The organism is Acidovorax sp. NCPPB 3576 (genome assembly GCF_028473605.1).
Lineage (GTDB): Bacteria > Pseudomonadota > Gammaproteobacteria > Burkholderiales > Burkholderiaceae_C > Paracidovorax.
This window is the reverse complement of sequence record NZ_CP097267.1, coordinates 2802528-2827871: the sequence shown is the minus strand read 5'-3', so window position 1 is coordinate 2827871 and position 25344 is coordinate 2802528. Positions and strand designations below refer to the sequence as shown.

Below are 25344 nucleotides of genomic sequence, written 5' to 3'. Positions count from 1 at the left end.
GCGCCCCGATGTTTCCAAAGCAAAGGTTGAAGATGACTGTTTCCGAATCGCTCGCGCCCGTGCTGGCCTGTGATGTCGCCGTGATCGGCGGCGGCCCCGCCGGCCTGATGGCGGCCGAAGTGCTGGCCCGCGACGGCCTGGCCGTGCATTTGTTCGACGCCATGCCATCCGTGGGGCGCAAGTTCCTGCTGGCAGGCAAGGGGGGACTCAACCTCACGCACTCCGAGGCGTTCGAGCCCTTCGCGGCCCGCTTCGGGGAGCGCCGCGCCGCCATCGAGCCGTTGCTGCAGGCTTTCGGGTCCGATGCGGTGCGCGCCTGGGCGCAGGAGCTCGGTGTCGAGACCTTCGTCGGCACTTCGGGCCGGGTGTTTCCGTCTGACATGAAAGCCGCGCCGCTGCTGCGCGCATGGCTGCATCGCCTGCGTGGCCAGGGGGTGGTGTTCCACATGCGCCACCGCTGGCTGGGCTGGAGCGATGCGGCTGCAGACGAAGGCAGCGGGGCAGGCGCCCTGACGCTGGGTTTCGCCAGCCCCACCGGCTTGGTGCCGGTGCGGGCCAAGGCGGTGGTGCTGTCGCTCGGCGGCGCCAGCTGGGCCCGGCTGGGCTCCGATGGCGCCTGGGTGCCGCTGCTGGCCGAAAAAGGCGTTCCGGTGGCGCCGCTGCGGCCGGCCAACTGCGGCTTCGATACGGTGCGCGCAGGCGGGGCTCCTGCAGGCGAGACGCGGCGGGAGTTTCTGCGCGAGTTGATCGGGCGCGCCCCCGACCCGGCGGGTTGGACGCCGCACTTCACCGAGCGCTTTGCCGGCCAGCCTTTCAAATCGGTCGCGCTGCATTTCACCGACAGCCAGGGGCGCACATTCAGCCGCCGGGGCGAGTTCGTGGCCACGGCGACCGGCGTGGAGGGTAGCCTGATCTATGCCGTCTCCAGCCTGCTGCGCGACGAGATCCAGGCGCATGGCCATGCCACGTTCACGCTCGATCTGCTGCCCGACCACACACCCGAACGCGTGCTCAAGGAGGTGCGCCATCCGCGCGGCGCCCGCAGCCTCAGCAGCCACCTCAAGAGCCGCCTGGGGCTGGACGGCATCAAGATGGGCATCCTGTACGAGCAGTTGGGCAAGGACGGCCTGGGCGACGCTGCCGCCCTCCCGCAGGCCATCAAGGCGCTGCCCGTCACCGTGGGTGCGGCCCGGCCGCTGGACGAGGCCATCAGCACCGCGGGCGGCGTGCCGTTCGAGGCGATGGACGGCCACCTCATGCTGGCGGCGGTGCCCGGTGTTTTCTGCGCAGGCGAAATGCTGGACTGGGAAGCGCCCACCGGCGGCTACCTGATCACGGCCTGCATGGCCAGCGGCATCGCCGCGGCGCAAGGCGCCAAGGACTGGCTGCAGCGGGGCTGCTGATCAGGCGTTTTGTTCCACGGGCGCGGCCGATGGCTGCGCGCCCGCGTCGCCATCGGAGCCGAAGTGCATGCAGAAGCGGTTCTTGCCTTCGCGCTTGGCGCGGTACAGGGCCAGGTCCGCGCGCCGGATCAGGTCGGAGGTGGTGCAGTCTGCCTCGCCCCGGGTCATGCCGGCGCTGATGGACAGCCGGCGGCCCTGGAAGGCGGGGTGGTCCGCCGGCACCGCGTACAGCGCGTTCACGGCGGTGACCAGCGCCTGGGCGAGTTCGCAGGCCTCGGGCAGCGTGGCGGCATCCACCACCACGCCGAACTCCTCGCCGCCCAGGCGGCCGCACAGGTGCCGGCCGGCCTGCCGCTTCAGTGCCGAAGCCACGTCCTTCAGCACCACGTCGCCCTGGTCGTGCCCGAATTGGTCGTTGATCGATTTGAAGTCATCGATGTCGATCATCATGAAATACAGGCCGTCGATGTGCCCGGCGTCCTGCAGCGACTGCATGTGCTTGAGCAGGCTGCGGCGGTTGGCCAGGCCGGTCAGCGCATCCTGGTAGGCCAGGGTTTCCAGTTCAAGCTGCTGCCGGTGGCTGTCTTCGCGCAGGCGCGAGAGGCCGATGTTCAGGAGCATCCCGCACAGCGACGACAGGGTGACGATCAGCATGCTCCAGACGGGGTCGTGAGCGGAGCGCATCTGCTGGAAATCGCCGTGCCCGAATGCGAGCCAGATGACGGCCACCGATACCAGGTACTGCCACACCGAAATGAACATGAAGGCGATCAGCAGCGTGAAGGCCACTCCCAGGGACAGGCAGAAGTACACGCCGGCCGGGCTCGGCACCGACAGCAGCCAGAACCCGTGGGCCAGCAGACCACAGGCCGGCAACGCGGCCAGCACCACCCTTCTGGGCGTGCTGGCGAACATCGACGCGGTGATGCAACAAAAGAAGGCGACCGCCAGCAGGGAGAACAGAATGTTGTCGTAGTGGTAGGTGGGTGCGGCCGTCCACCAGGCAGCCAGCCAACCCAGAGAGCCGAACGCGAGGAGAGAGCCATTGACGCGCCGCATCTTCTCGAAGGTGAACTGGTCCAGCGGTCTGGCGCTGGATTCGTCTGCGATCGCTGGCGGGCTGGCGCTGACGACACGCGCCGGCTCGACCGCCGGCGGCGTATCGGCCGTGTTGCACAGGTAGGCGGTTCCTCGCGCTTGACCTTCTGCCATATCGGCTCCTCAAAAGAAACAAATAGTAACTTGAAACTGATAAATGTGAATATTTTGGGGGGATCGGCAGGGGTTTTAAGCCCTGAAAAGCAGGTCTTGTAAGGCGGTCAGTGCCCGACGGGTTTCGCGTTGTGTGGGGAGGCGCCGAGGAATGAGCGCAAGCGAAAGAGGCTTGCACGAGGCGAATGAGGCGTGACCTGATCGATGCAGGCCTTCGCTTGGTTCTGGCCAGTCGGGGGAGGGCGCGAGCGTCGCAGGGGCAAAGCAAGACGCGCATGCCCGGTTCGAGCGGCCAGCGCGCAAGCGGTGCTTGCCGGGCGGACCCAGCCGAGGCGGCGTAAGCGTTCGGGCGGCACATCCGGCGCCTGCCGGTCACTGGATCGACCGGGGCGAATGCTGCGAAGGTGTTGAAAAGCGAAAGAGGCTGCGGCGTGCACCGCTTGGGGACATGCCCTGCGTGAAGGCAACGAAGGCCTGGCAGGGATGGCTGGAAAATGAGTTGACGAGCCTTACCCCCGGCACTGACTCTACAGTTAGGGCTGCTTGGTTCCCCACCTGACCCGGTTGGCTGCTTCACCATGCGGGGAGGCCCGTCACCGGCGATTGTAGGCGATAAAGCGGACCGTTCCGGCAGAGCCGGCCCTGCTCGCCGTGCAGGTGTTGGCCATGGCGGCCTGTCGGCCAGGCGCACCGTGGCGCGGTGCGGAGTCGGTATCCCGGCGATCCGGGAGGGCGGGCTCAGCCACATAGAATCCCTCCCTATGTCTTACCTCGTGCTTGCCCGCAAATACCGTCCCAAGACCTTCTCGGAGATGGTGGGCCAGGAGCATGTGGTGCAGGCGCTGTCCAATGCGCTCACGCAGCAGCGGCTGCACCATGCCTATCTTTTCACCGGCACGCGCGGCGTGGGCAAGACCACGGTCTCGCGCATTCTTGCCAAGTCGCTCAACTGCCAGGGCCCCGACGGGCAGGGCGGCATCACGGCCACCCCTTGCGGCGTGTGCCAGGCCTGCACCGACATCGACAGCGGCCGCTTCGTGGATTACACCGAGCTGGACGCCGCCTCCAACCGGGGCGTGGACGAGGTGCAGGGCCTGCTGGAGCAGGCCGTCTACAAGCCGGTGCAAGGGCGCTTCAAGGTCTTCATGATCGACGAAGTGCACATGCTCACCAACACGGCGTTCAACGCCATGCTCAAGACGCTGGAAGAGCCGCCGGAATATCTCAAGTTCGTGCTGGCCACGACCGATCCGCAGAAGGTGCCGGTCACGGTGCTCTCGCGCTGCCTGCAGTTCAACCTGCGCCCGATGGCGCCCGAGACGGTGCTCGAACACCTGGGGCGCGTGCTGGCGCAAGAGAACGTGCCGGCCGAGCCGCAGGCGTTGCGCCTGCTGTCGCGTGCGGCGCGGGGCTCGATGCGCGATGCGCTGTCGCTCACCGACCAGGCCATCGCGTTCGGCAGCGGTCAGTTGCAGGAAGCGGGCGTGCGCCAGATGCTGGGCAGCGTGGACCGGTCGTATGTATTCCGCCTGATCGAGGCGCTGGCCCAGGGCGATGGCCGCACGGTGGTGGAGACCTCCGATGCCCTGCGTTTGAACGGTTTGTCTGCCGCCTCCACGCTGGAGGAGATGAGCGCGGTGCTACAGCGCATGGCGGTCATGCAGGCCGTACCCAACATGGCCCAGGCGCTGGATGCCAACGACCCCGAGGCCGTGGAAATCGCCCGACTGGCCGCGCAGATGCCCGCGGACGAAACCCAATTGCTCTACAGCATTTGCCTGCACGGACGCGCCGAACTGGGGCTGGCGCCGGACGAATATGCGGCGCTGACCATGGCCTTGCTGCGGCTGCTGGCCTTCAAGCCGGCGGATGGTTCGGCAGCCCTGGCCCCTTCGGCTGAAAAAAAAACTCTGACGCCGGTTGAGCCGGCGCCCGCGCAGATGGCTGCCCGGGTGGCCAGCAGCGCGGCACCAGGAAATGGGTCGATAGCCAACCCTTCGCAAGCAGCCTCCCCCTCGACAGAGGCCGATCCTGCGGAGTCGATGCACCAGCAGGCGGCCAATTCTGCGTCTGTGGCTGAGACATCCGTTGCGGTAGCCGCCGAGCCCGAATCCACGGAGACCTGGACGGAGGCCGAGGCGTCGGGGCATTCGGATGGTCAAGCCGACGTTGCAGCGGCCACCCTTCCGACGCCCTCGGCCCCCGCTGCGGCTCCGGCCCCGGTGCGCCTGCCGGTCCATGCGCCTGAAGATTTCCGCCGTGCCGCACCACCCGCATCGTCGTCCGCACAACGGCCGGCCCAGTCCACGCCATCGCCCGAATACATGGCGATTCCCGTGCGGACGTCCCCCGAGCCAGGCGCGCGCCTGCAGCCCAACGCCCCGACGGGTTCCCTTCCCGCATCGGCCCGCTACACCGCCACGGAAGAGGGCGATGTCTGGCACGCCACGGTGCAGCAACTGGTGGCTGCTGAAGCCATCTCGGCACTGGTGCGTGAACTGGCCCTGCAGTCCCAGTTGGTGGCGCGTGACGCCGGGCACTGGCTGCTGCGCGTGGAGCGCGAATCGCTCAACCAGCCCGTGGCGCGCGAGCGCCTGCGCGCGGCGCTGGAGGCCGCTGGCCATGCGACCCAGATCAGCGTCGAGCTGGGCGTGGTCATCGACAGCCCGGCGCGCCGCAACGCGGCCGCAGCGGCCGAGCGCCAGCGCGTGGCCGAGGAGATCGTGCACAACGACCCCTACGTGCAAGCACTGGTGCGCGACTTCGGCGCCAAAATCGTGCCCGGCAGCATCAAGCCGGCGTGACGGCAGGCCACCGCATCTCTCCGACGAATTCCCCTTTCCAAGCCTTCCCCTACATTCCCATCAGAAAAGGAAACTCACATGTTCAACAAGGGACAACTCGCCGGCCTCATGAAGCAGGCCCAGGCCATGCAGGACAACCTGAAGAAGGCCCAGGACGAGCTGGGCAACATCGAAGTGGAAGGCGAATCCGGCGCCGGCCTGGTGAAGGTGCTGATGACCTGCAAGCACGACGTCAAGCGCGTGACCATCGACCCCAGCCTGCTGGCCGAGGACAAGGACATGCTTGAAGACCTGGTGGCTGCCGCCTTCAACGCGGCCGTTCGCAAGGCCGAAGAAACCTCGCAGGAAAAGATGGGCAAGCTGACGGCAGGCATGCCCGGGCTTCCTCCCGGAATGAAGTTTCCTTTCTGAGGACTTCATGCCCGCATGGCGGGCGTGGGGCTTCCGGCAAGCCGGGCCTGTCTGGCCTGCCTGTTGCCTGAGTCGCAGGGCTTGCCGCGCGACTCCGATGCCCTGGGTGGGCATCGTTTTTTGATTCTTGAACGGTTCCTTTTCATGTCCGACACCAATTCCCTCGATGCCCTGGTCCAGGCGCTGCGCCGCCTGCCGGGCGTGGGCGTGAAGTCGGCGCAGCGCATGGCCTTCCATCTGCTGCAGCATGACCGCGAAGGGGCCGAGGTGCTTTCGCGGGCGCTGCACGAAGCGACGGTGTCCGTGCACCACTGCGATCGCTGCCACACCTTCACCCAGGCAGCGGTGTGCGACACCTGCCTGGACCCGGAGCGCGATGCCTCGCGGCTGGCGGTGGTGGAAACCCCGGCCGACCAGGCGGCGTTGGAACGCACGGCGGCGTTTCGCGGGCTGTATTTCGTGCTCATGGGGCGGCTGTCGCCACTCGACGGCGTGGGTCCGAAGGACATCGGGCTGCACAAGCTCATGGAGCGCGCCACCGACGGCCTGGTGCAGGAGGTGATCCTGGCCACCAATTTCACTGCCGAGGGCGAGGCCACGGCCTATGTCATCAGCGAGGCGCTCAAGAGCCGGGGGCTGCACGTCACCCGGCTGGCCCGCGGCGTTCCGGTGGGCAGCGAACTGGAATACGTGGACCTGGGCACCATCGCGCATGCACTGGTCGATCGCCGTTAGCACTATAAAATTGATAGCTTCCGGCGCAATACCTGATTGCGCTGGGGCATGAAAAGGCTTGAACCATGAATTCCTTGCATCTGGCGCATTTCACCGTCGCCTACTGGTGCGTGCTGCTGATGGCGCTGCTGCCCACGGTGTGCGCCCTGATCGCCAAGCGTGGCAGCTTCCAGGTGTCCGACAACCGGGACCCGCGTGGCTGGGCTTCCCGGCAGACCGACTGGCGCGCCCGCGCCCTGGCCGCGCAGTCCAACACCTTCGAGGCGTTGCCTTTCTTCATTGGTGCCGTGGTGATCGCGCACCAGTTGGGTGCCGCCCAGGCGCTGCTGGACATCCTGGCGTTCGTCTTCGTGATGCTGCGGGTGTTCTACGTGATGATGTACGTGTCCGACCTGCCCACCGCCCGCAGCGCCGTGTGGTTCGGTTCCATGGTGGTCAACATCGCCATCCTTTTCATCGGCTACCGCTAAAGGGCTACGAGGCCGTTCGCTGGCCTGCCACCCCGCTGTGCGGGCCGTTACCTTGCCTTGGCGCACCAGTCCCTCAGGGATTGCCCTGACGGGGCGTTTGCGCACTGGTGGCACGATTGCTGCACTGCAGCATTTTCAATTCGCTCTTTTTCATGGATTTTTCACGCCTCCGCCGCCGCCACTTCGGTACGTTGTCCGCCCTGTCGATGGCGGGTTGGGCGGGCGTGGGCGCCCTGGCGGAACCATCTCCATCCCCATTCACGGCCGGGATCGACCCGCTGCGGGTGGCGGTCGGTGGCTCGGGCTTGCTGTACCACCTACCGCTGACCATTGCCCAGGAACTGGGTTTCTTCCGTGCCGAAGGGCTGCACGTAGTGGTGCAGGATTACGCGGGCGGCGCGCTTGCTTTGCAGGCGCTGCAGGATGGCGAGGCCGATGTGTGCTCGGGCGCCTACGACCACGTGCTGCGCCAGCAACTGCTGGGCCGCAGCTACCGTGCCATCGTGCTGCAGGGGCGGGCGCCGCAACTGGCGCTGGCGGCGTCGGCTCGCGCCTGGCCCATGAAAAGCGTGGCCCGTTTCAAGGGGATGCGCGTGGGCGTGTCCGCCCTGGGGTCATCCACCCACCATGTGGCGCAGCTGATGCTGTCGCGGGACGGCGCACCGCTGGACGAGGTGTCGTTCATCGGCGTGGGGTCGGGCATGGGCGCGGTGGCGGCCCTGCGCCAGGGGCAGGTGCACGCCCTGTGCCATGCCGATCCGATCGTCAGCGCGCTGGAGCAGCGCTCCGAGGTGCGGGTGCTGTGCGACACGCGCTCGCTCAAAGGGTCGCAGGAACTGTTCGGCGGCAGCATGCCGGCCGCCAGTCTCTATGCGCCGCAGTCGTTCGTGCAAAAGCAGCCGGCGCGGTCGCAGGCCCTGGCCAATGCCATGGTGCATGCGCTCAAGTGGCTGCAGACGGCCAGCCCGGCCGATCTGGTGCGCGTCGTGCCGTCCGGCTACCTGCTGGGCGAACGGGGGGCCTACCTGGCGGCATTCCACAAGGTGCGCGACACCTTCTCGCCCGATGGCCTCATGCCCGACGATGGCCCGGCCAATGCGGCGCGTGTGCTGGCCCGTCTGCGCTCTGAACTGGCGCCACTCAAGATCGATTTGGGCCGCACGTTCACGAACGAATTCGCGCGCAAGGCCAAGCAAAAGTTCAACGCCTGAGGGCAAGGCGCCCGAGCGTGCTGGGCAGGCGCTGCCCTGGTGGGCGGTGCGGCACTTTGGCTGAACTGTCCGACACGATGCAGCCAGCATGTGGCGATAGAGTCGAGGGCGCGCGAGCGGCGTTCGTGCCGTGGCCGCTGAACCGCTTTTTTCTGTCTCTGATTTCCGTTACCCCAACAAGGATCTCTCCATGTCGCTGAACCTCAGTATCGGTCCCCTCGTTTCCCTGATCGCAGGCATTTTGATCCTGGTCATGCCACGCCTGCTGAACTACATCGTGGCCCTGTACCTCATCGTGATGGGCGTGCTGGGACTGGTGGGCATGCACAACCTGCGCCTCTGAGGAGAACGGCTGCAAGGCGGCGCTGGCCGCGCCGCCTGAACCGGGACGGCCTCGCCGAGGCCGCGGTTTTTTCTCAGCGCTTCTTGCGCGATGGCGTTCCACCCTTTCGGGTGGGGGCCGCAGGACTTTTCGCGCCGCGCGTGGAGGTCTGCTTGATGGCGGGCCGTGCCGATGAGGTGGCGGCCAGCTTCACCGGCAAATACATCACCACCTGCTGCCCGGCCTTGAAGGCGGCGCCGGCCTTCACATCGTTCCATTCGGCCACGTTGGCAGCGCTCACCTTGTAGCGGCTGGCAATGCTGGCCACCGAGTCGCGCTTGCCTGCGCGCACCGTGGTGCGGCGCGTGACGATCTCCGGCGTGAACGCGACCTGCCCGTTGTCGGCCACTTGGCTCGACACGTCCTGGCGCGTGGTGGTGGCGCGCGGCACCATGAGGGCGGAGCCGGCCTTGATCATCATGCGCGGCGGGATGCGGTTGACGTTGCGCAGGTCGTTCTCGCTCATGCCGACCCGCTGGGCGGCCGCTGTCACCGTCATGGTGGTGGGCACGCTCCAGACCGTCCAGCTGGCGTACTGGCCTTCGCGATGGGCTTCCAGATTCTTCAAAAAGACCTTGGCGTTGTCCCAGGGCAGCAGAATCTGCGGCATGCCCGCGGCCAGGATCACGGGGCGGTGCAGCGAGGGGTTGAGCGCGCGGAAATCCTCTTCGCGCACCCCGGCCAAACTGGCCACCAGCGAGACATCGATGTCGTGCGTGATGTCCACCGTCTGGAAGTAGGGGTGGTTTTCGATCAGCGGCAGTTCGGTGCGAAACGCCTGTGGATTGGCCACGATGTTCTTCACCGCCTGCAGCTTGGGTACGTACATGCGGGTTTCGGCCGGCATGGTGAGTTCGGTGTAGCTCGTGCCCAGGCCCAGCTTCTGGTTGCGTGCGATGGCGCGGCTCACGCTGCCTTCGCCCCAGTTGTAGGCGGCCAGCGCCAGGTGCCAGTCACCGAACATGCCATACAGGCGCTGCAGGTAGTCCAGCGCGGCGCGGGTGGAGGCCAGCACGTCGCGGCGGTCGTCGCGGAAGGCATTCTGCTTGAGCTGGTAGTCGCTGCCGGTGGCCGGCATGAACTGCCACATGCCGGCGGCCTTGGCGCTGGAGACGGCCTGCGGATTGAAGGCGCTCTCGATGTAGGGCAGCAGGGCCAGCTCGGTGGGCATGCCCCGCAGTTCGAGTTCTTCGACGATGTGGAACAGGTATTTGCTGGAGCGCTCGGTCATGCGCTGCATGTAGTCGGGGCGCGTGGCGTACCACTGCTCGCGGTCGCGCACCAGGTCCTGGTCGAGGTCGGGCATGGCGAAACCGCGGCGGATGCGGTCCCACAGATCGGAGGGTGCGTACAGCGATGCCACCTCGCCATTGCTGGCCTGCACCGCCGAGATCGGCTGCAGCGGCCCGGACGGAATCGATGGCGTGTGCGAAGAGGTGGGCGACGTGTCGGTGGCCGGGGTGCCGGAGCCGTCTTTGTTCGCTGCGTTTCCGGACGGGGTGCCTTGGGTAGCGCAGCCGGTGAGCCAGACCACGCTTGCCAGGCCCAGGATATGCAAAATTTTCATTGAAACTCGTTTTTCCATTGGCGCAGCGCCGCCATGACGGCCACTGCATCTTGGGGATCGACCTGCGCATCGTAGGCTTTGGCGGCCTGGGCCACCGTGGGTTGCCGTGTGCGCAGGAAAGGGTTGATGTCGCGCTCGGTCGCAAGGCGCGCCGGCAGCGTGGGCTGGCCCTGCTGGCGCAGCGCCTCGCAGTCGCGGGTGTATTGCCGCAACGCGCCGTTGCCAGGCTCGACCGCCCGGGCGAACTTCAGGTTGGACAGGGTGTACTCATGCGCGCAACACACGAGGGTGTCGCCCGGTAGCGCGGCCAGGGTATCGAGCGACGCCTGCATTTGTGCGGGCGTGCCTTCGAACAGCCGGCCGCAGCCGCCGGAAAACAGCGTGTCCCCGCAGAACAGCACGGGTGCGCCGTTCACGTCGGGGGCGTAATAGGCGATGTGCCCTGCCGTGTGGCCGGGCACATCGAAGACCTGAAAGCGCAGGCCCAGCACCTCGGCCGCATCGCCCTGCACCAGGCGGGTGATCGGCTCGGGCATGGTTTCGTGCGCAGGGCCGAAGACACGGGCGCCGGTGGCCTCGCGCAGCGCCGGCACGCCGCCGACATGATCGGCGTGGTGGTGCGTGACTAGAATCGCCTGCAATGGCAGGTTCAGGGTTTGCAGTGCCTGCAACACCGGGCCCGCTTCTCCCGGATCGACCACGACCGCAGCCTGCGTGTCGTGCAGCATCCAGATGTAGTTGTCGGTAAAGGCGGGCAGCGGCAGCAAGTTCATGAGCGATGAAATTATAGGTTTGCACCACTGGTTCGACTCCTCCCCCGGCCGCTACCTGCTGGCGTGGGAGCAGGAACGCTATGACGAACTGGTGGCCGACGTGTTCGGCTACCACGCCCTGCAGCTCGGAATGCCGGGTTTGCAGGGGCTGCGCGCCAACCGCATGCCCCACCGCTGGCTGGCGCTGGGCGCCGAAGACACCCTGCTGTGGACCGACGAGGCGGCCGGCTGGCACGCCGCCGGCGCCCTGGGCAGTGGCGAGCCGGTGGAGCCGGCCTTGCTGGCCGACCCGGTGGCCTTGCCTTTTTCGGAAAACAGCCTCGATCTGGTGCTGCTGCCGCATGCGCTGGAGCTCAGCATCGACCCCCATGCCGCGCTGCGGGAGGTGCAGCGCGTGCTGGTGCCCGAGGGGCGGGTGGTCATCAGCGGGCTGAACCCTGTCAGCTTGTGGGGCCTTCGCCAGCGGAGGGCGCGGCTGTACCAGCGCCTGGGCGCCGGCGGCCAGCTGTATCTGCCGGACGTGGGCGAGTTCATCGGCCACTGGCGGCTGCGCGACTGGCTGCGGCTGCTCAATTTCGAGGTCGAGTCGGTCAGCTTCGGCTGCTACCGGCCGGCGGTGCGCAGCGCCCCCTGGCTGGAGCGTTTCGACTGGATGGACGGCCTGGGCGCCCGCTGGTGGCCGATACTCGGGGCCGCCTATGTGGTGGTGGCGGTCAAGCGCGTGCATGGCGTGCGGCTGCTGGGCGCGCCCTGGCGCCGCTCGCCCAAGGGCGCTGCGGCGCCGGTGCCGGTGGCCAATCGCGGCAGGGCCCGCCAGGGCGGGCCGGCTTTTCATGTGGATGGACGGGAGTAACGTTTTTGAATCAGGTTGTGATCTATACCGACGGGGCTTGCAAAGGCAATCCGGGCCCTGGCGGCTGGGGGGTGGTGCTGCGTTCGGGCGCGCTGGAAAAGGAATTGTTCGGGGGCGAGTTGGACACCACGAACAACCGCATGGAGCTGCTCGCAGTGATCGAGGCCCTGGGCGCGCTCAAGCGGCCGTGCCAGGTGACGCTGTTCCTCGATAGCCAGTACGTGCGCAAGGGCATCACCGAGTGGATCCAGGGCTGGAAGAAAAAGGGCTGGCGCACCGCCGCCGGCCAGCCGGTCAAGAACGTGGAACTATGGAAGCGGCTGGACGATCTGGTGGCCCAGGGCGGCCACGCGATCGACTGGCGCTGGGTGAAGGGCCATGCGGGCGACCCGGGCAACGAGCGTGCCGATGCGCTGGCCAACAAAGGCGTGGACAAGGCACTGGGCCGAGGCTGAAGCCGCCGCCTTGGGGCTTGGACATCAAGCCCCGGGAGCGATGGCCTGCAGCGCCGTCCTCAGCGGCTCCGGCCCCTGCGGGCGAACGACGCGGTCCACCTCCTTGCCGTCGCGCAGGAAGATCAGCGTGGGCCAGAGCTTCACGCCGAAGCTGCGGCCCAGGCGCTGGCCCGGGCCATCCTCGACCTTGATGTGGGCCACGCCGTCCTGGCCCTCCAGCACGGCCTGGATGAACGGCTGCGCCCCCTGGCAATGGGGGCACCAGGGTGTTCCGAACTCCAGCACGGCCGCACCCTGCAGGCGGTCCACATCGTCGCGGGCGGGCGGCTGTTCGAGGTGGCTGGCGTGATAGGTCATGGCAATGGGTTCCTTGTGGGGGCTCGGCGTCTGCCGGATTGTCGAATGGAGCGATTGGGGGGCACCGGCCAGCATAGGCTCCGGCGTGCGGGCGCTGCATGCGGCGCATACGCCGCGGGGCTGTGGGACCTGGCTGGCAGGCGTTTCACCACGCGCCGTCGAACACCATCACGTCCACGGTCTCTCCCGCCGCCACCGGGCCTCGGAGCGGGGGCAGCACGATGAGGCCATTGGCCTGAACCATCGAATGGAGCAACCCGGAGCCCTGGTGGCCGGTGGTGCGCACCTGCAGCGATCCATCCGGTGCGGTGCTGACGATGCCGCGCTGGTATTCGGTGCGGCCGGGTTTCTTGCGCAGGGGCTCGGTGATCACGGCGCGCAGCAGGGGCGGGGCAGGGCGGGTGCAGCCCATGGCGCGCAGCAGTGCGGGCCGCACGAAGGCCAGGAAGGCCACCATCACCGCGACGGGATTGCCGGGCAGGCCGAACCAGAGGATTCCGTCTGCCGAAGAGACATTGCTATTATTTTGATAGCTATATGCCCTAGTGGAAATTGCGCTGGAGGCTATTTTTTCTATCCATCCCGGCGCGTCCTCGCTGCGCAGCCGTCCCACCGCCATCGGCCGGCCGGGCCGCATGGCGACCTGCCAGAACGCCACGTCGCCCAGCCGCTGCACCGTGGAGCGCAGGTGGTCCGCATCGCCTTCGCTCACGCCGCCGCTGGTGATCACGGCATCGGCCTGCCGTGCTGCCTGGCACAGCGCGGCTTCGAGTTGCGCGGGCGAATCGGGCACCACGCCCAGGTCGATCGGCTCCACGCCCAGCCGGGCCAGCAGGCCGATGAGGGCGTAGCGGTTGCTGTCGTACACCGCGCCCCCGCGCGGGGCGTCGCCGGCATTCAGCAACTCGTCGCCGGTCGAAAAGCACGCCACGCGCAGTCGGCGGAACACGGTGACCGTGGGCAGGCCCAGGCTGGCCACCAGGCCGAGCGCGGCGGGGGTGAGCCGCTCGCCACGGGCCAGCGCCACGCCGCCCTGCATCAGGTCTTCGCCCGCGCGGCGCCGGTGGTCGCCGGGCCGCACCGCGTCGGCCGCGAGGTGCACGGTGTCGCCCTGCACGGTGGCCAGCTCCTGCGGCACCACCGTGTCGAGCCCTGGCGGCATGACGGCGCCGGTCATGATGCGCACGCACTCCCCGGGCGCGGCGCGGCCCGTCCAGGGCCGGCCGGCCAGGGCGGTGCCGGCCACCCGCAGCGCCAGCGGCTGGCCGGCGCGCAAGGCCGAGCCGTCGAACGCATAGCCGTCCATGGCCGAGTTGTCGTGCGGCGGCACGCTGATGGGCGAGACGAGGTCGCAGGCCAGCACCCGGTCGAGCGCTGTCGGCAGCGCGACGGTTTCGGTGCCGGCCACCGGTTGCACCATTTGTTCGAGGAAGGCGGTGAGGGCCTCGGCACTCAGGGCGTGGGCGTCGTAGCCGGGCAGGCCGGCGGCGATCTGTGCAAGGGTCTTGGGCTTCATGCGGCAGAGAAAAGAGGGGAGGCCGGCAGCCACCGCACCATGTGCAGCTTGTCGTGCCCGATGCCCTGGATGACCACCGCGCGCGGCAGCAGGCCCCAGGCGCGAAAGCCCGCGCGCTCGTACAGGCGCACGACATGGGTGTTGGCGGCGGTGACGGTCAGCACCAGCTGTTCCAGCCCGGCCACCTGTTCGGCGAGCTGCACGCAGGCCTGCACCAGCGCGCGACCGACGCCGCCGCGCTGCGCGTGCGGCGCCACCATCATGCCGACCACGCTGGCGCAGTGGCGCTGCTGCAGGCGGGCCTCGCGCTCGCAGCCGATGCTGCCCAGCAACTGGCCGTCCGCGGCGAACGCCCCGAGGAAGAAGGTGCCCGTTGCGGGCGCGCCGAAGCGCTCGGCATACGACTGGGCCGGGCGCAGCACTGCGCTGGCGTGGTCGGAGGTGAAGGCCTCGGGCGCGCAGCGCAGCGCCTCGTCGCGCAGCGCCTTGTAGGCGTGCAGGTGCGCGGGGCCGAGCACGTCGATCCGGAAGGGGGCAGGGGTCATGGGGCGAGCGCGCGTTCGAGCGCGTGCAGTTCGGCCAGGGTGTTGGCGTTGCAAAAGCCGAGCGGGTCGTCGCCGGGCTGGTCGAAGGCGGCCACCGCGCACCGGTGCTGGGCGATCCAGGCGCCGATCTTGCGGCCGCCGCCCGCCATGAATTGCGCGAGCGACTCCCGCAGCGAGGCCCGCAGGAGGCAGAACACCGGCTGCGTGCGCAGGGGCGCGGCGCCCGGTGCGGCTGTGTGGGGGGCATCGGCTGCTGTCGGCCCATCGGCTTGCGGTGCGGCGGCGATGGCGAGGTCCGCGGGCCTGCCATCCTTGGCCATCTCCCAAGCGGCGGCCATCAGGCGGCGGGCCAGATCGGGCGGAAACAGCGGCGTGTCGCAGGGCACGGTGAGCAGCCACGGGGTGTCGCAGCGCGACAGGCCGGCCAGGAATCCCGCCAGCGGCCCGGCGTGGCCGGCCTCGGCATCGGTCACGACCGGGGTGCCGAAGGCAGCGTATCGGTCGAGGTGGCGGTTGGCGCTGACCAGCCGCGGCCCGACCTGGGGCTGCAGTCGATCGAGCGCATGCAGCGCCAACGGCACGCCCTGGAACGGCTGCAGGCCCTTGTCCTGCCCGCCCATGCGCGTGCCCTGGCCGCCGGCCAGCACCAGCCCGGTGATGCGGGTGGCGTCATCCATGCGTCAGCCGCCGATGTAGCTCATTTCCACCCGCCGCGCGCCCTGGCCGGTGTCCGCAGGCAGGCTGCTGCGCAATTCCGAATAGCGGTCGCCGCGGCCGTTCCAGATGCCGGCGATGGCGGCGGCGATGTCGGCATCGGTGGCACCGCCGCGCAGCAGGCTGCGCAGGTCCCAGCCCTGGGTGGCGAACAGGCACAGGTAGAGGCTGCCTTCCATCGACAGGCGGGCGCGGTTGCAGTCGCCGCAAAACGCCTGCGTGACGCTGCCGATCACGCCCACCTCGCCCAGCGCCGGGTCGTGGCGCCCGGTGGCATCGGCGTAGCCCCAGCGGCGGGCGGTTTCCCCGGGGGCCTGTTCGGGCAGGGGCACCAGGGGCAGGTGGGCCTGCAGCCGTTCGATCACGTCGGCGCAGGGCAGCACCTCGTCCATGCGCCAGCCGTTGGTGGCGCCCACGTCCATGTATTCGATGAAGCGCAGCGTCACGCCCGTGCCGCGAAAGTGCCGCGCCATGGGCACGATCTCGTGGTCGTTGGTGCCGCGCTTGACCACCATGTTGACCTTGATGCGCGCAAAGCCTGCGGCCTGTGCCGCATCGATGCCGGCCAGCACCTCGGCCACCGGAAAGTCCACATCGTTCATGTGCCGGAACACCGCGTCCTGCAGGCTGTCCAGGCTCACCGTGAGGCGGTTCAGCCCGGCGTCCCTGAGCGCCTGCGCCTTGCGTGCGAGCAGCGAGCCGTTGGTGGTCAGGGTGAGGTCGGGCGCCGTGCCGTCCGGCATGCGCAGCTGCGCCAGCATGCCGACGAGGTTTTCGAGGTGCTTGCGCAGCAGCGGCTCGCCGCCCGTGAGCCGAATCTTGCGCACGCCGTGGGCGACGAAGCTGCGGGCCAGGCGGGTGATTTCCTCGAAGCTGAGCAGCGCGCTGTGCGGCAGGTAGGGGTAGTCCTTGTCGAACACCTCCTTGGGCATGCAATACGCGCAGCGGAAGTTGCAGCGGTCGGTCACGCTGATGCGCAGGTCCCGCAGCGGGCGCCCGAGCGTGTCGGCCAGCCATCCCGATGGAATCCCGGCCGGGCCCTGCGGCACGGCGGGGCGCAGCGCAGCGATGCGCTGGTCCACCAGGGGGATGACACGTTCAGCCATGGGCGGATTTTGCCGCATGGGGTGCGGTAGGGTTATCGGGCCGCGCGGCCGCCATCCGGCCGTCAGACGCAGCGGGCGCCGTCCACCTCGATGCACACGCCGCTCACGAAGGCGGCTTCGTCGCTGGCCAGGTACAGCGCCGCGTTGGCCACATCGAGCGCGGTGGAAAAGCGCCCCAGCGGAATCGAGGCGAGGAATTTGGCGCGGCGCGCGTCGTCCACCGGCCCGCCGGCGAATTCGGCGGCCAGGCCCGTGTCGGGGTTGAACACGGGGTTGATGCAGTTCACGCGGATGTTGTCGGGGCCCAACTCGGCGGCCATGGATTTGCTGGTGGTGATGACCGCGCCTTTCGATCCGTTGTACCAGGTGAGGCCCGGGCGGGGCCGCAGGCCGGCGGTGGAGGCGATGTTGATGAAGCTGCCGCCCGCCGTGCCCGGGTTGGCGCGCATGGCCGGCACGGCGTGGATGGCCGAGAGGTAGAGGCTTTTGACGTTGATGGCGTACACCTTGTCGAACTCTTCCTCGCTCACCTCCAGCATGGGGCGGTTGCGGTGCGTCCAGCCGGCGTTGTTCACGACCACGTCGAGCCGGCCATGAAGGCGCACGGCCTCGTCCACCAGGGCTTTCATGTCGCCCGAGCGGGTGACGTCTGCAGCGAGGAAGTCCGCCGTGCCGCCGGCGGCGCGGATCTCGGCCACCACGCGCTGGCCCCCGGTGGGCTGGATGTCGTTGACGATGACCCGGCCGCCCTCGGCCGCGAGCCGCTTGGCGATGCCTTCGCCGATGCCGTTGCCGGCGCCGGTGACGATGATGGATTTGCCTTGCACGCGCATGAATGAAGCCTCCGATGGCGCTATGGTTTCGATAGCTGCCTGCGCAATATTCACCAAGGCAGTGGCGGGATTCCGTTGGAATGGTTCTCGCGGCCGGTGGCTGTTCGCTGCGCGGGCTGCCAGGGCAGTGTAGCCACGGCTTTCCCTCCGGACGTGGCCGGCGCTGCCCCTTGCGCGACAGCGGGGCCTGCCTGCCGGCGTGCCCAGAAAGGCGCGTCCGGCCAGCGGGTTTCCATGGCGTAGAAGCCCTGCAGTTGCTTGCGGTACACGCGGTGGATGTCGCGCAGGTGGTCCGCATAGCGCTCGGGCGCCCGCAGGTCGCCCGCCTCGTGCGCCAGCAAGGCCTGCGCGGCGCGCAGCCCGGTGTAGAGCGCGTTGCCGATGCCTTTGGACGACAGCGGATCGAAGGCCAGGGCGGCGTCGCCCACCGCCAGCCAGCGCTCGCCGGCCGCACGGTCGAGTTCGGCGCTGCAGGCATCGGCGCCCTGCACTGCACCGTGGGGGCGATAGCCGTGCTCGGCGCACAGCGCGCCCAGGTGGGCGGTGTGCTGCAGGTGTTGCCACAGGCCGTCGTGCTCCAGCAGGGCGCGGCGGTCCAGCTGATCGGCATCGCCCAGGAAAGCCACCACGCGCTCGCCGCTGGGCAGCAGCACGCTGTACCACCAGCCGTCTTCGACGGCCTCGACCCAGGTGCGGCCGTCCTGATCGGTGCGGCTGTCGCTGCGCAGGCGCTGGTAGAAGGCCAGCAGCCGGTCGTAGTGGCGGCGGCGCGCGCCGAGCCGGCAGGCCTGCGTGGCCATGCGGCCACTGGCGTCGATCAGCCAGCGCGCGGTGACTTGCACGAGCGGCGCGCCGGCGCGGCGCAACTGCAGCCGGTGCGGCGCGCTGGGGGGGGCTGCGGCATCCGTGCCGTTGCCGGCGCTGGGATTGGTGCTGGCCTTGGCCTCTTCGGCGTCATCGCACTGCAGATGGGTGGCCAGGGCCACCTCGCAGCCGGCCTCGCTGGCGGCGGCGCGCAGTGCGGTGTCGAACCGCACGCGGTCCAACTGCAAGCCATTGCCGTGCAATTGCCGCAGGGTGTCGTTCGCGTGGCCTGCCAGTCCACCCCAGTAGGCCAGGGTGCCGTAGCTGGGGCGGTGGCCGTCCTCCAGCACGCGGTCGAGCACGCCGAGCTCCCCCAGCAGGCTGCGCACCGGCGGCGGCAGCCCTTCGCCGATGCGAAAGGCCCGCTCGCTGCCGCCATCGGCCAGCAGCACGCGCAAGCCGGCGCGCGCCAGGGGAATGGCGCACGACGCGCCGGCGGGGCCACCCCCGGCAATGGCCACGTCGAAGGCCTGCGGAGGCTGCAGCGTGGGCACGCGCTCAGCCGCCCGGCGGCCGGCTGCGCACCGGCAGCGGGGCGTTCCTGGCTTCCGCGTGCGAGCCGAAATTGGCGCCGTGCGGCAGCGGGCGTGCCTTGGGGTGGATGGGGGCGGTCCCATCGGCCGCGTCGCCCTCGACGGCGGCAGTGGCCAGCAGGCGGGTCTGCGCGGCCAGCGCGGCTTCGGTGAGGCTGGCGGCATCGGCGGGCGCGACATCGGGGCCGTACGAGGCCACCATCATCTGCGCCGGGAAGGCCGGATCATCCGGCACGCCGGGGCGCACCTCCACCAGGCCCATCGATCCGAAGATGCGCACCATCTCCTCCATCTGTCCGGCCGTGGTGCCGTGCAGCGGCTTGTTCCAGCTGGTGCGGTTGGAGAAGGCTTCGATGCGCCGCGCCATGGGCTGCTTCGGGTCCACGACGATGGCGTAGTCCTCGGCCGTCAGCACGTGGTTGGGCACGCGGGCGGGCCAGAAGGTGGGCGCGAACGGGTCGTAGGCGGTGTCGTACCCCGCGCGGCAGTAGGCCGTGTCGGCCTGCCAGGGCAGGCCCATCCAGCGGTTGATGTCGCCGGGCCCCTGGGCGTAGAGCGGCCCCTGGGCCGACAGGGCGGTGGCCTGGTCGAGCGTGGGGCCGTAGCTGGGCTCGGCCGTGCCCGCCGGGCGCTGGCGGATGCGGAACGGGCGGCTGTACAGCGTCACGTGGCGCATGGGCCAGGTCATTTCGCAGCCGGGGTGGAAGGCGTCGGCCAGGCAGAACTCCAGCGCCGCCTGGTCTAGCGTGGCGGGCTGCTGCGCCAGCGGCACCGCGTCGATGCTGGCCGGCAGCTGGCGCCCGGCATCCCAGTCGGAGACGAAGTCGCCCTGCACCCAGCGCGCCAGCACATCGCTCTGTGTCTGGCTGATGCTGGCGTTCTGGCGCGGGCTCTGGCCTGCGGGCACGGTCATCGCATCGCCGTACAGCCAGGGCCAGGGCATCTGGTTGCCGTCCGGTGGGCTGGGGGGCCGGAAGCTGTTGAACACCTGCCGGCGCAGTTCGGCGTTGGGGTCGTAGCCGCCCGCGGGGGGCAGGGCGGAGAGCCGCTCGATCAGCGCGGGGTTCTCGAAGTCGTACTGCCCCTGGTGGCCGAACAGGGTGGCGAAGCCCTGGTTCACCCATTGCAGGCCCGACAGGCGCTGCAGGATGGGGTACACGTCGTCGGCGAAGGAGATCGTGGCCGGCGGGGGCAGCCAGCCGGCCTGCACGTAGAGGTCCTGCAGCAGATCGTACAGCGTGCGCTGGGTCTTGACCTGCGGGGCGTAGTTGGGCGGTGCGGTCACCACCCAGGCGGATTCCACAGGAATCTCCTGGCCCTCGATGCGCACCGTGGCCGAGACCGGCCCGTCGCAGGTGTCGTCGTACCAGCCGTCGGCATTGATGAACGAATCGCCATCGGTGGGAATGAAGATCGGGCTGCCCGTGGGCGAGGCCGAGACGCCATGGCCGGGCAGGAAGACCAGCCGGCCGCTGGCGTCGGTCTGCAGCTCGCCGATCTTCACCGGCACGCCAGTGAACTGCCCGGTGCAGGGCACCGGCGCCGCGTTGCGGCCCGTGATGCGCTGCACGCCGGCGTCGATGACCAGCGTGTCACGCGCGGTGTTCTTGGCGTTGCGCAGCGGCAGCTGGGTTTTGGCTGCTTCCGGAATATCGAGGGCGATCTGCCACTGATACCAGGCCGCCTTGCTGTTGGCGACGTGCACGGACCATTCGATGTCGGCCGAATCCGAGGTCAGCTCGCGCACCACGTCGCCCGCGGCGTTGTAGCCGTAGATGCGGAACTGCGCCGCCTCGCGCTTGAGCGCGCCGGTGGCGTCGCGGTAAAAGCCCTGGGGCTGGGGCGGCGGGTTCACCACCTGCGGGCCGAGATAGAAATCTGCCGCGCTGTTGCCGACCCGGGCGATGCCGATGGCCGGGTGGATGGCGGCGCGCACGATGCGCGTGTCCTTCGCGGCGGGGTAGTCCACACCGGGCGCGTACTGCGCCGGGCGCGGCACCACGGGCTCGCCCAGCGGCACACCGTTCACGTTGCGGCGGTTTTCGGACGAGGCCCGGTACACGGCCTTGCGCGCTTCGGCGATGCTGCCCATGGGCATGTGCTCGGGCAGGCAATGCCAGGGGTTGTAGGCCAGGTTTTCGCCGTAGCCCGACTGGCCCCGGGCGTCCAGGTCCTGCCGGGGCAACTCCAGGATGCCGACTTCGATCGGCACGCTGGCCTGCTCGCTCCAGCGCACCGTGGCGGCGTCGAGCGGCATGTCGTGGTCGTTGGTCTGGAACTGCACCAGGAAGCGAAAGCGCGCCGGGCCCTTGCGCAGGCGGGCGTGCAGGTCGGCGCGCAGGTAGAACGGGTCGTCGAAGTCCGGCGCCGCGTCGGCCGGCGGCACGTCCAGCGGCTCGATCTTGTATTTGACGAAGCGGCCCTGGCCGAAGCAGGACGGCAGCACGCTCCAGTAGTCGGTGGCCAGCACGGAGTCCACCGTTTTTTCCATGTCATCCAGGATCTGCGCGGTGACGGGGTGCGCCTTCAGATAGGCATCGCCCCGGCCATGCAGCGATTCGCAGGTGAATTCGCACATGTCCCGCGCGGTGTCGGTGAAGAACACGTCGTGGTTCTGAAGGATGAAGTCTTGCGTGGTGGCGTCCTGGTCGGGCTCCAGCAGCTTGCGGCCCTGCACGCCGAAGAGCTTGATCGAAATGCCCGTCGTGCCCTTGAGGTCGGGCTTTCCGGGCTGCACGTCGGCCGAGAAGCGCACCCACACCGGGTACTGCGGCGCCTGCCCGAACACGCCGACCCGCAGTTCGGGCTGCAGGTTCGGATCGATGGTGAACTGGCCGTGCGCCACGCCATGCAGGCGCAGGAACACGGGCCGCGTGGCCGGGTCGCGCCCCGCCGCCATGCCCTTGCCCTGGAAATAGTCCACGAACAGCTGCTTGAGTCCGGCCACCGGATCGCTGTCGCAGCAGCAGGGGCTGGCTGGCAGGGTCGGAGGCAGGGTGATGGGGGTGCCGGTGGTGGCCGACTGCGCGGGTGGAACTGACGTGCTTTTCATCGCAACCCTCCTTTGTTTTATGAATCGTCGTGGACGATGGAACGCTCCCTCCCAGAAGCGGGCGCGAATGCCGTTCACTTTGGGACGAAGCATTCTGCGGGGGAATCGGACGGGGTTTATTCAGGGTTTCCACGGGGTGGAACAAGCGAACCCACAAGGGCGGGACCCTTGTCACGCTGCATTTGCCGGCCCTGAATGGGCACCGGCGACGCCCCGCAAAACCGCGTGGGAATTGTGGTGAATGAAAATAATTATCATTTCCAAAGTGAATGCGTTCGGCCCGGCCTCGGTGCGGTGCCACCGCGACGGAGCCACTCCAAGCTGCGCCCGGCCTCCTTTCCGTTCCCTTGTTTGAAAGTGAAAACCATGCCCCATACGCTTCCCGCTCTGCCTTACGCCTATGACGCGCTCGAACCCCACATCGATGCGCAGACCATGGAAATCCACCACACCAAGCACCACCAGACCTACGTCAACAACCTGAACGCCGCGCTGGAAGGCACGCCGCAGGCCGAACTGCCGATCGAGGCGCTGGTGGCCCAGGTGCAGACGCTGCCCGAGAAGCTGCAGGCACCGGTGCGCAACAACGGCGGCGGGCATGCCAACCACAGCCTGTTCTGGACCGTGATGGCGCCGGCGGGCCAGGGCGGCGGGGGGCAGCCCTCCGGCGCGCTGGCGCAGGCCATCGATGCGGAGCTGGGCGGGTTCGATGCGTTCAAGGAAGCCTTCACCAAGGCCGCGCTCACCCGCTTCGGCAGCGGCTGGGCCTGGCTGTCCGTCACGCCCGCCGGCCAGTTGGCGGTGGAGAGCAGCGGCAACCAGGACAGCCCGCTCATGGCCGGCCTCCTGTCGGGCAACACGCCCATCCTGGGCCTGGACGTGTGGGAGCACGCCTACTACCTGAAGTACCAAAACCGCCGCCCGGAATACATCGCGGCGTTCTATAACGTTGTGAACTGGGCCGAAGTGGCCCGCCGCTACGCGAAGGCGCGCGGTTGACGCCGGGGGGCGGCCGCAGCGATTCTTCGATCGGACGGCACCCCCCGTTTTTCCTGACCACCTTCCCATCCAACCGGGCCCTGCACATGAACGCTGACGACACACTCACCGGGCGCACCGGCTGGCGCATGCGCAAATGGCTGGGCGCGGCCATCGTGCTGGCGGGCGTGCTGGTGCTGGGCCAGCAGTTCTTCCAATTCCTGGCGGCCAACCCGCGTGTGGAGCAGGCCTGGCACGGCGGGCTGGTGGCGGCCCTGGCGACCGCGCTGGGCACGCTGCCGGTGGTGTTCTCGCAGCGGCTGTCCGAGCGGGTGCAGGACACGCTGTTCGGCTTCGGCGCCGGCGTGATGCTGGCGGCCTGCTCTTTCTCGCTCATCATTCCCGGCATTGCCGCGGCCCAGTCGGCGGGCGCGGGGGCGTGGGGGGCGGGCGGCATCATCGGCACGTCCATCCTGCTGGGCGGGCTGGCGCTGCTGGTGATGGAGCGGCTGCTGCCGCACGAGCATTTCATCAAGGGCGTGGAGGGCGGCCCGTCGCCGCGCACGCTGCGGCGCACCTGGCTCTTCGTCTTCGCGATCGCGCTGCACAACCTGCCCGAGGGCTTGGCCATCGGCGTGGCTTACGGCGGCGCCGATGCGCTGCGCGCCGGCACGCTCACGGCCGGCATCGCCATCCAGGACGTGCCCGAGGGCCTGGTGGTGGCCGTGGCCCTGCTGGCCGCCGGCTACAAGCGCTGGCTGGCCGTGGCGCTGGGCATGGCCTCGGGCCTGGTCGAGCCGCTGGGCGCGGTGCTGGGCGCCACGGTCATCGGCTTTTCCGCCCACCTGCTGCCGTGGGGCCTGGGGTTTGCGGCCGGGGCGATGCTGTTCGTCATCAGCCACGAGATCATTCCCGAGTCGCACCGCAAGGGCCACGAAGCCTGGGCCACGGGTGGGCTGATGATCGGCTTCGTGATCATGATGATCCTGGACACCGCGCTGGGCTGAGCCAGGGGCCTTGAAGAAAAAAAGGCCTCCAGCGCAATATTCACTAGGGCATGGTGCTATTGATTTGGTAGCAATCGCTACCCGTGGCGGATGGCCACCGTCTTGAGGGTGGTGAAGCCGTACAGCGCCTCGAAGCCTTTTTCGCGCCCGTGGCCGCTCGACTTCACGCCGCCGAAGGGCAGTTCCACCCCGCCGCCCGCGCCGTAGTTGTTGATGAAGACCTGGCCGCTGGCGATGCGCCGCGCCATGCGGAACTGGCGGGCGCCGTCGCGCGTCCACACGCCCGCCACCAAGCCGAAGCGCGTGGCGTTGGCCAGCTCCACCGCGTGGTCCTCGTCCTCGAAGGCCATGGCCGAGAGCACGGGGCCGAACACTTCTTCCTGCGCCAGGCGGTGGTCCACCGGCACGTCGCGCAGCAGCGTGGGGGCCTGGTAGAAGCCCGTCTCGGGCGCCTCGTCCACCACCGTGCCCTGCGCCACCAGCGGAATGCCCGCCACCTGGGCATCGGAGAGGAAGTCCCACACGCGCTGCTGCTGGCTCTGGCGGATGAGCGGGCCCACGTCCAGGTCCATCGCTGCGGGGCCCACGCGCAGGGCCTCGAAGGCGCGGCCCAGGCGCTCCAGCAGCGGCTCGTAGATGAGCGAATCGATCAGCACGCGCGAGCCGGCCGAGCAGGTCTGCCCGGCATTCTGCACGATGGCGTTGATGACCACCGGCACCGCCGCATCCAGGTCGGCGTCGGCGAAGATCACCTGCGGGCTCTTGCCGCCCAGCTCCAGCGTGACGGGGCAGTGCCGCTCCGCCGCCGCCTGCTGGATCAGCGTGCCGATGCGCGGGCTGCCGGTGAAGCTGATGTGGTCGATGCCCGGGTGGCGGGCCAGCGCGTCGCCCGCCTCATGGCCGTAGCCGGTGACGATGTTGATGGCCCCCGCCGGAAAGCCCGCCTGCGTGGCCAGTTGCGCCACGCGCAGCAGCGACAGGCAGGCGTCCTCGGCCGGCTTGACCACGCACACGTTGCCCGCCGCCAGCGCGCCGCCCACGCAGCGCCCGAAGATCTGCATCGGGTAGTTCCACGGCACGATGTGCCCGGTCACGCCGTGCGGCTCGCGCCAGGTGAGCACGCTGTAGCCGTCCAGGTAGGGCAGGGTCTCGCCGTGCAGCTTGTCGCAGGCGCCGGCATAGAACTCGAAGTAGCGCGCCAGCGCCTGCGCATCGGCCCGGGCCTGCCGGGTGGGCTTGCCACAGTCGCGCTGCTCGATGGCGGCCAGTTCCTCGGCATGCTCGGACACCAGCACCGAAAGGCGCATCAGCAGGCGGCCCCGCTCGACCGGCGCCAGCTTGCGCCACACGGCCTCGTGGCACTGGCGCGCTGCGTGGACCGCTGCGTCGATGTCCTCCTCGGTGCCGCGCTGGATCTCGTCGAAGGGCTGGCCGTCGGAGGGGTCGATCACGGCGATGGTGCGGCCGGAGGACGAGGCCACGGGCGCGTTGGCGATGTAGTGGAGCTGCATGGGCGGATTGTGCGCCCGCAGGGCCTGCACGGCGCTTGGGGAGCAGGCCGCC

General features: G+C 69.0%; 23 protein-coding genes and 1 other RNA gene. 11 read left to right on the top strand and 13 right to left on the bottom strand.

What is annotated here, in order from left to right; all coding sequences use genetic code 11:
* Positions 1 to 32: 32 nt before the first annotated feature.
* Entirely contained in the window at positions 33 to 1403 is a 1371-nt protein-coding gene (locus M5C98_RS12975) for a TIGR03862 family flavoprotein (RefSeq protein ID WP_272547852.1), read from the top strand.
* Here M5C98_RS12975 and M5C98_RS12970 read toward each other — a convergent pair whose 3' ends face one another.
* Entirely contained in the window at positions 1404 to 2615 is a 1212-nt protein-coding gene (locus M5C98_RS12970) for a GGDEF domain-containing protein (RefSeq protein ID WP_272547851.1), read from the bottom strand.
* A gap of 498 nt (positions 2616 to 3113) precedes the next feature.
* An RNA gene (gene ffs, locus M5C98_RS12965) (signal recognition particle sRNA small type) lies at positions 3114 to 3210 on the bottom strand.
* A 166-nt stretch (positions 3211 to 3376) separates the two neighbouring features.
* Between ffs and dnaX the strand changes: the two genes are divergently transcribed.
* The 6 genes from dnaX to M5C98_RS12935 all read left to right on the top strand — a co-directional run bounded on the left by dnaX (position 3377) and on the right by M5C98_RS12935 (position 8589).
* Positions 3377 to 5419 (top strand): DNA polymerase III subunit gamma/tau, encoded by a 2043-nt coding sequence (gene dnaX, locus M5C98_RS12960; protein WP_272547850.1) that lies wholly within the window; start codon positions 3377 to 3379, stop codon positions 5417 to 5419.
* Positions 5420 to 5497: 78 nt separating this feature from the next.
* Positions 5498 to 5830 (top strand): YbaB/EbfC family nucleoid-associated protein, encoded by a 333-nt coding sequence (locus M5C98_RS12955; RefSeq protein WP_272547849.1) that lies wholly within the window; start codon positions 5498 to 5500, stop codon positions 5828 to 5830.
* Between the two features lie 144 nt (positions 5831 to 5974).
* Complete coding sequence (recR, locus tag M5C98_RS12950) at positions 5975 to 6565, top strand: recombination mediator RecR (RefSeq protein ID WP_272547848.1); 591 nt, start codon at positions 5975 to 5977, stop codon at positions 6563 to 6565.
* A gap of 65 nt (positions 6566 to 6630) precedes the next feature.
* A complete protein-coding gene (locus M5C98_RS12945; RefSeq protein WP_272547847.1) occupies positions 6631 to 7035 on the top strand; it encodes an MAPEG family protein in 405 nt (134 codons plus the stop codon).
* A gap of 152 nt (positions 7036 to 7187) precedes the next feature.
* Complete coding sequence (locus tag M5C98_RS12940) at positions 7188 to 8246, top strand: ABC transporter substrate-binding protein (protein ID WP_272547846.1); 1059 nt, start codon at positions 7188 to 7190, stop codon at positions 8244 to 8246.
* A gap of 190 nt (positions 8247 to 8436) precedes the next feature.
* A complete protein-coding gene (locus M5C98_RS12935) occupies positions 8437 to 8589 on the top strand; it encodes a DUF3096 domain-containing protein (protein WP_272547845.1) in 153 nt (50 codons plus the stop codon).
* A 73-nt stretch (positions 8590 to 8662) separates the two neighbouring features.
* Here M5C98_RS12935 and M5C98_RS12930 read toward each other — a convergent pair whose 3' ends face one another.
* Together M5C98_RS12930 and gloB are read right to left on the bottom strand one after the other, a co-directional pair.
* Positions 8663 to 10195, bottom strand: a complete 1533-nt coding sequence (locus tag M5C98_RS12930; RefSeq protein WP_272547844.1) for a transglycosylase SLT domain-containing protein — start codon at positions 10193 to 10195, stop codon at positions 8663 to 8665.
* Entirely contained in the window at positions 10192 to 10968 is a 777-nt protein-coding gene (gene gloB, locus M5C98_RS12925; protein WP_272547843.1) for a hydroxyacylglutathione hydrolase, read from the bottom strand. Before gloB ends, M5C98_RS12930 begins: the two co-directional genes overlap by 4 nt.
* Here gloB and M5C98_RS12920 point away from each other — a divergent pair.
* Both M5C98_RS12920 and rnhA read left to right on the top strand, forming a co-directional pair.
* Positions 10967 to 11821 carry a class I SAM-dependent methyltransferase gene (locus tag M5C98_RS12920; protein WP_272547842.1) on the top strand — a complete coding sequence of 285 codons (855 nt, stop codon included), beginning with the start codon at positions 10967 to 10969 and terminating at the stop codon, positions 11819 to 11821. The genes gloB and M5C98_RS12920 overlap by 2 nt on opposite strands.
* A gap of 5 nt (positions 11822 to 11826) precedes the next feature.
* Complete coding sequence (gene rnhA / locus M5C98_RS12915; protein ID WP_272547841.1) at positions 11827 to 12276, top strand: ribonuclease HI; 450 nt, start codon at positions 11827 to 11829, stop codon at positions 12274 to 12276.
* A gap of 24 nt (positions 12277 to 12300) precedes the next feature.
* Here rnhA and M5C98_RS12910 read toward each other — a convergent pair whose 3' ends face one another.
* The 8 genes from M5C98_RS12910 to M5C98_RS12875 form a co-directional block, all read right to left on the bottom strand.
* The gene (locus M5C98_RS12910; RefSeq protein WP_272547840.1) at positions 12301 to 12633 is read right to left on the bottom strand and encodes a thioredoxin family protein; all 333 of its coding nucleotides are present in this window, start codon (positions 12631 to 12633) and stop codon (positions 12301 to 12303) included.
* 145 nt (positions 12634 to 12778) lie between these two features.
* Positions 12779 to 14149: a molybdopterin molybdotransferase MoeA gene (gene moeA, locus M5C98_RS12905; RefSeq protein WP_272547839.1), complete on the bottom strand. Its 1371-nt coding sequence runs from the start codon at positions 14147 to 14149 to the stop codon at positions 12779 to 12781.
* Positions 14146 to 14694 (bottom strand): GNAT family N-acetyltransferase, encoded by a 549-nt coding sequence (locus tag M5C98_RS12900; RefSeq protein WP_272547838.1) that lies wholly within the window; start codon positions 14692 to 14694, stop codon positions 14146 to 14148. Before M5C98_RS12900 ends, moeA begins: the two co-directional genes overlap by 4 nt.
* Entirely contained in the window at positions 14691 to 15371 is a 681-nt protein-coding gene (gene mobA / locus M5C98_RS12895; RefSeq protein WP_272547837.1) for a molybdenum cofactor guanylyltransferase MobA, read from the bottom strand. The genes M5C98_RS12900 and mobA overlap by 4 nt, the downstream gene beginning before the upstream one ends.
* Positions 15372 to 15374: 3 nt before the next feature.
* Positions 15375 to 16514, bottom strand: coding sequence for a GTP 3',8-cyclase MoaA (gene moaA, locus M5C98_RS12890; RefSeq protein WP_272547836.1), 1140 nt, complete (start codon positions 16512 to 16514; stop codon positions 15375 to 15377).
* A gap of 62 nt (positions 16515 to 16576) precedes the next feature.
* Positions 16577 to 17347 carry an SDR family oxidoreductase gene (locus M5C98_RS12885; RefSeq protein ID WP_272547835.1) on the bottom strand — a complete coding sequence of 257 codons (771 nt, stop codon included), beginning with the start codon at positions 17345 to 17347 and terminating at the stop codon, positions 16577 to 16579.
* 50 nt (positions 17348 to 17397) lie between these two features.
* Positions 17398 to 18705 carry an FAD-dependent monooxygenase gene (locus M5C98_RS12880; protein WP_272547834.1) on the bottom strand — a complete coding sequence of 436 codons (1308 nt, stop codon included), beginning with the start codon at positions 18703 to 18705 and terminating at the stop codon, positions 17398 to 17400.
* Positions 18706 to 18709: 4 nt separating this feature from the next.
* Positions 18710 to 21796, bottom strand: a complete 3087-nt coding sequence (locus tag M5C98_RS12875) for a LodA/GoxA family CTQ-dependent oxidase (RefSeq protein WP_272547833.1) — start codon at positions 21794 to 21796, stop codon at positions 18710 to 18712.
* 366 nt (positions 21797 to 22162) lie between these two features.
* Between M5C98_RS12875 and M5C98_RS12870 the strand changes: the two genes are divergently transcribed.
* Positions 22163 to 22795 (top strand): superoxide dismutase, encoded by a 633-nt coding sequence (locus M5C98_RS12870; protein ID WP_272547832.1) that lies wholly within the window; start codon positions 22163 to 22165, stop codon positions 22793 to 22795.
* Between the two features lie 86 nt (positions 22796 to 22881).
* Complete coding sequence (locus M5C98_RS12865; RefSeq protein WP_272547831.1) at positions 22882 to 23781, top strand: ZIP family metal transporter; 900 nt, start codon at positions 22882 to 22884, stop codon at positions 23779 to 23781.
* 77 nt (positions 23782 to 23858) lie between these two features.
* On the opposite strand, the gene M5C98_RS12860 is transcribed toward M5C98_RS12865, so the two are convergent.
* The gene (locus M5C98_RS12860) at positions 23859 to 25292 is read right to left on the bottom strand and encodes an aldehyde dehydrogenase family protein (protein ID WP_272547830.1); all 1434 of its coding nucleotides are present in this window, start codon (positions 25290 to 25292) and stop codon (positions 23859 to 23861) included.
* Positions 25293 to 25344 lie beyond the last annotated feature (52 nt).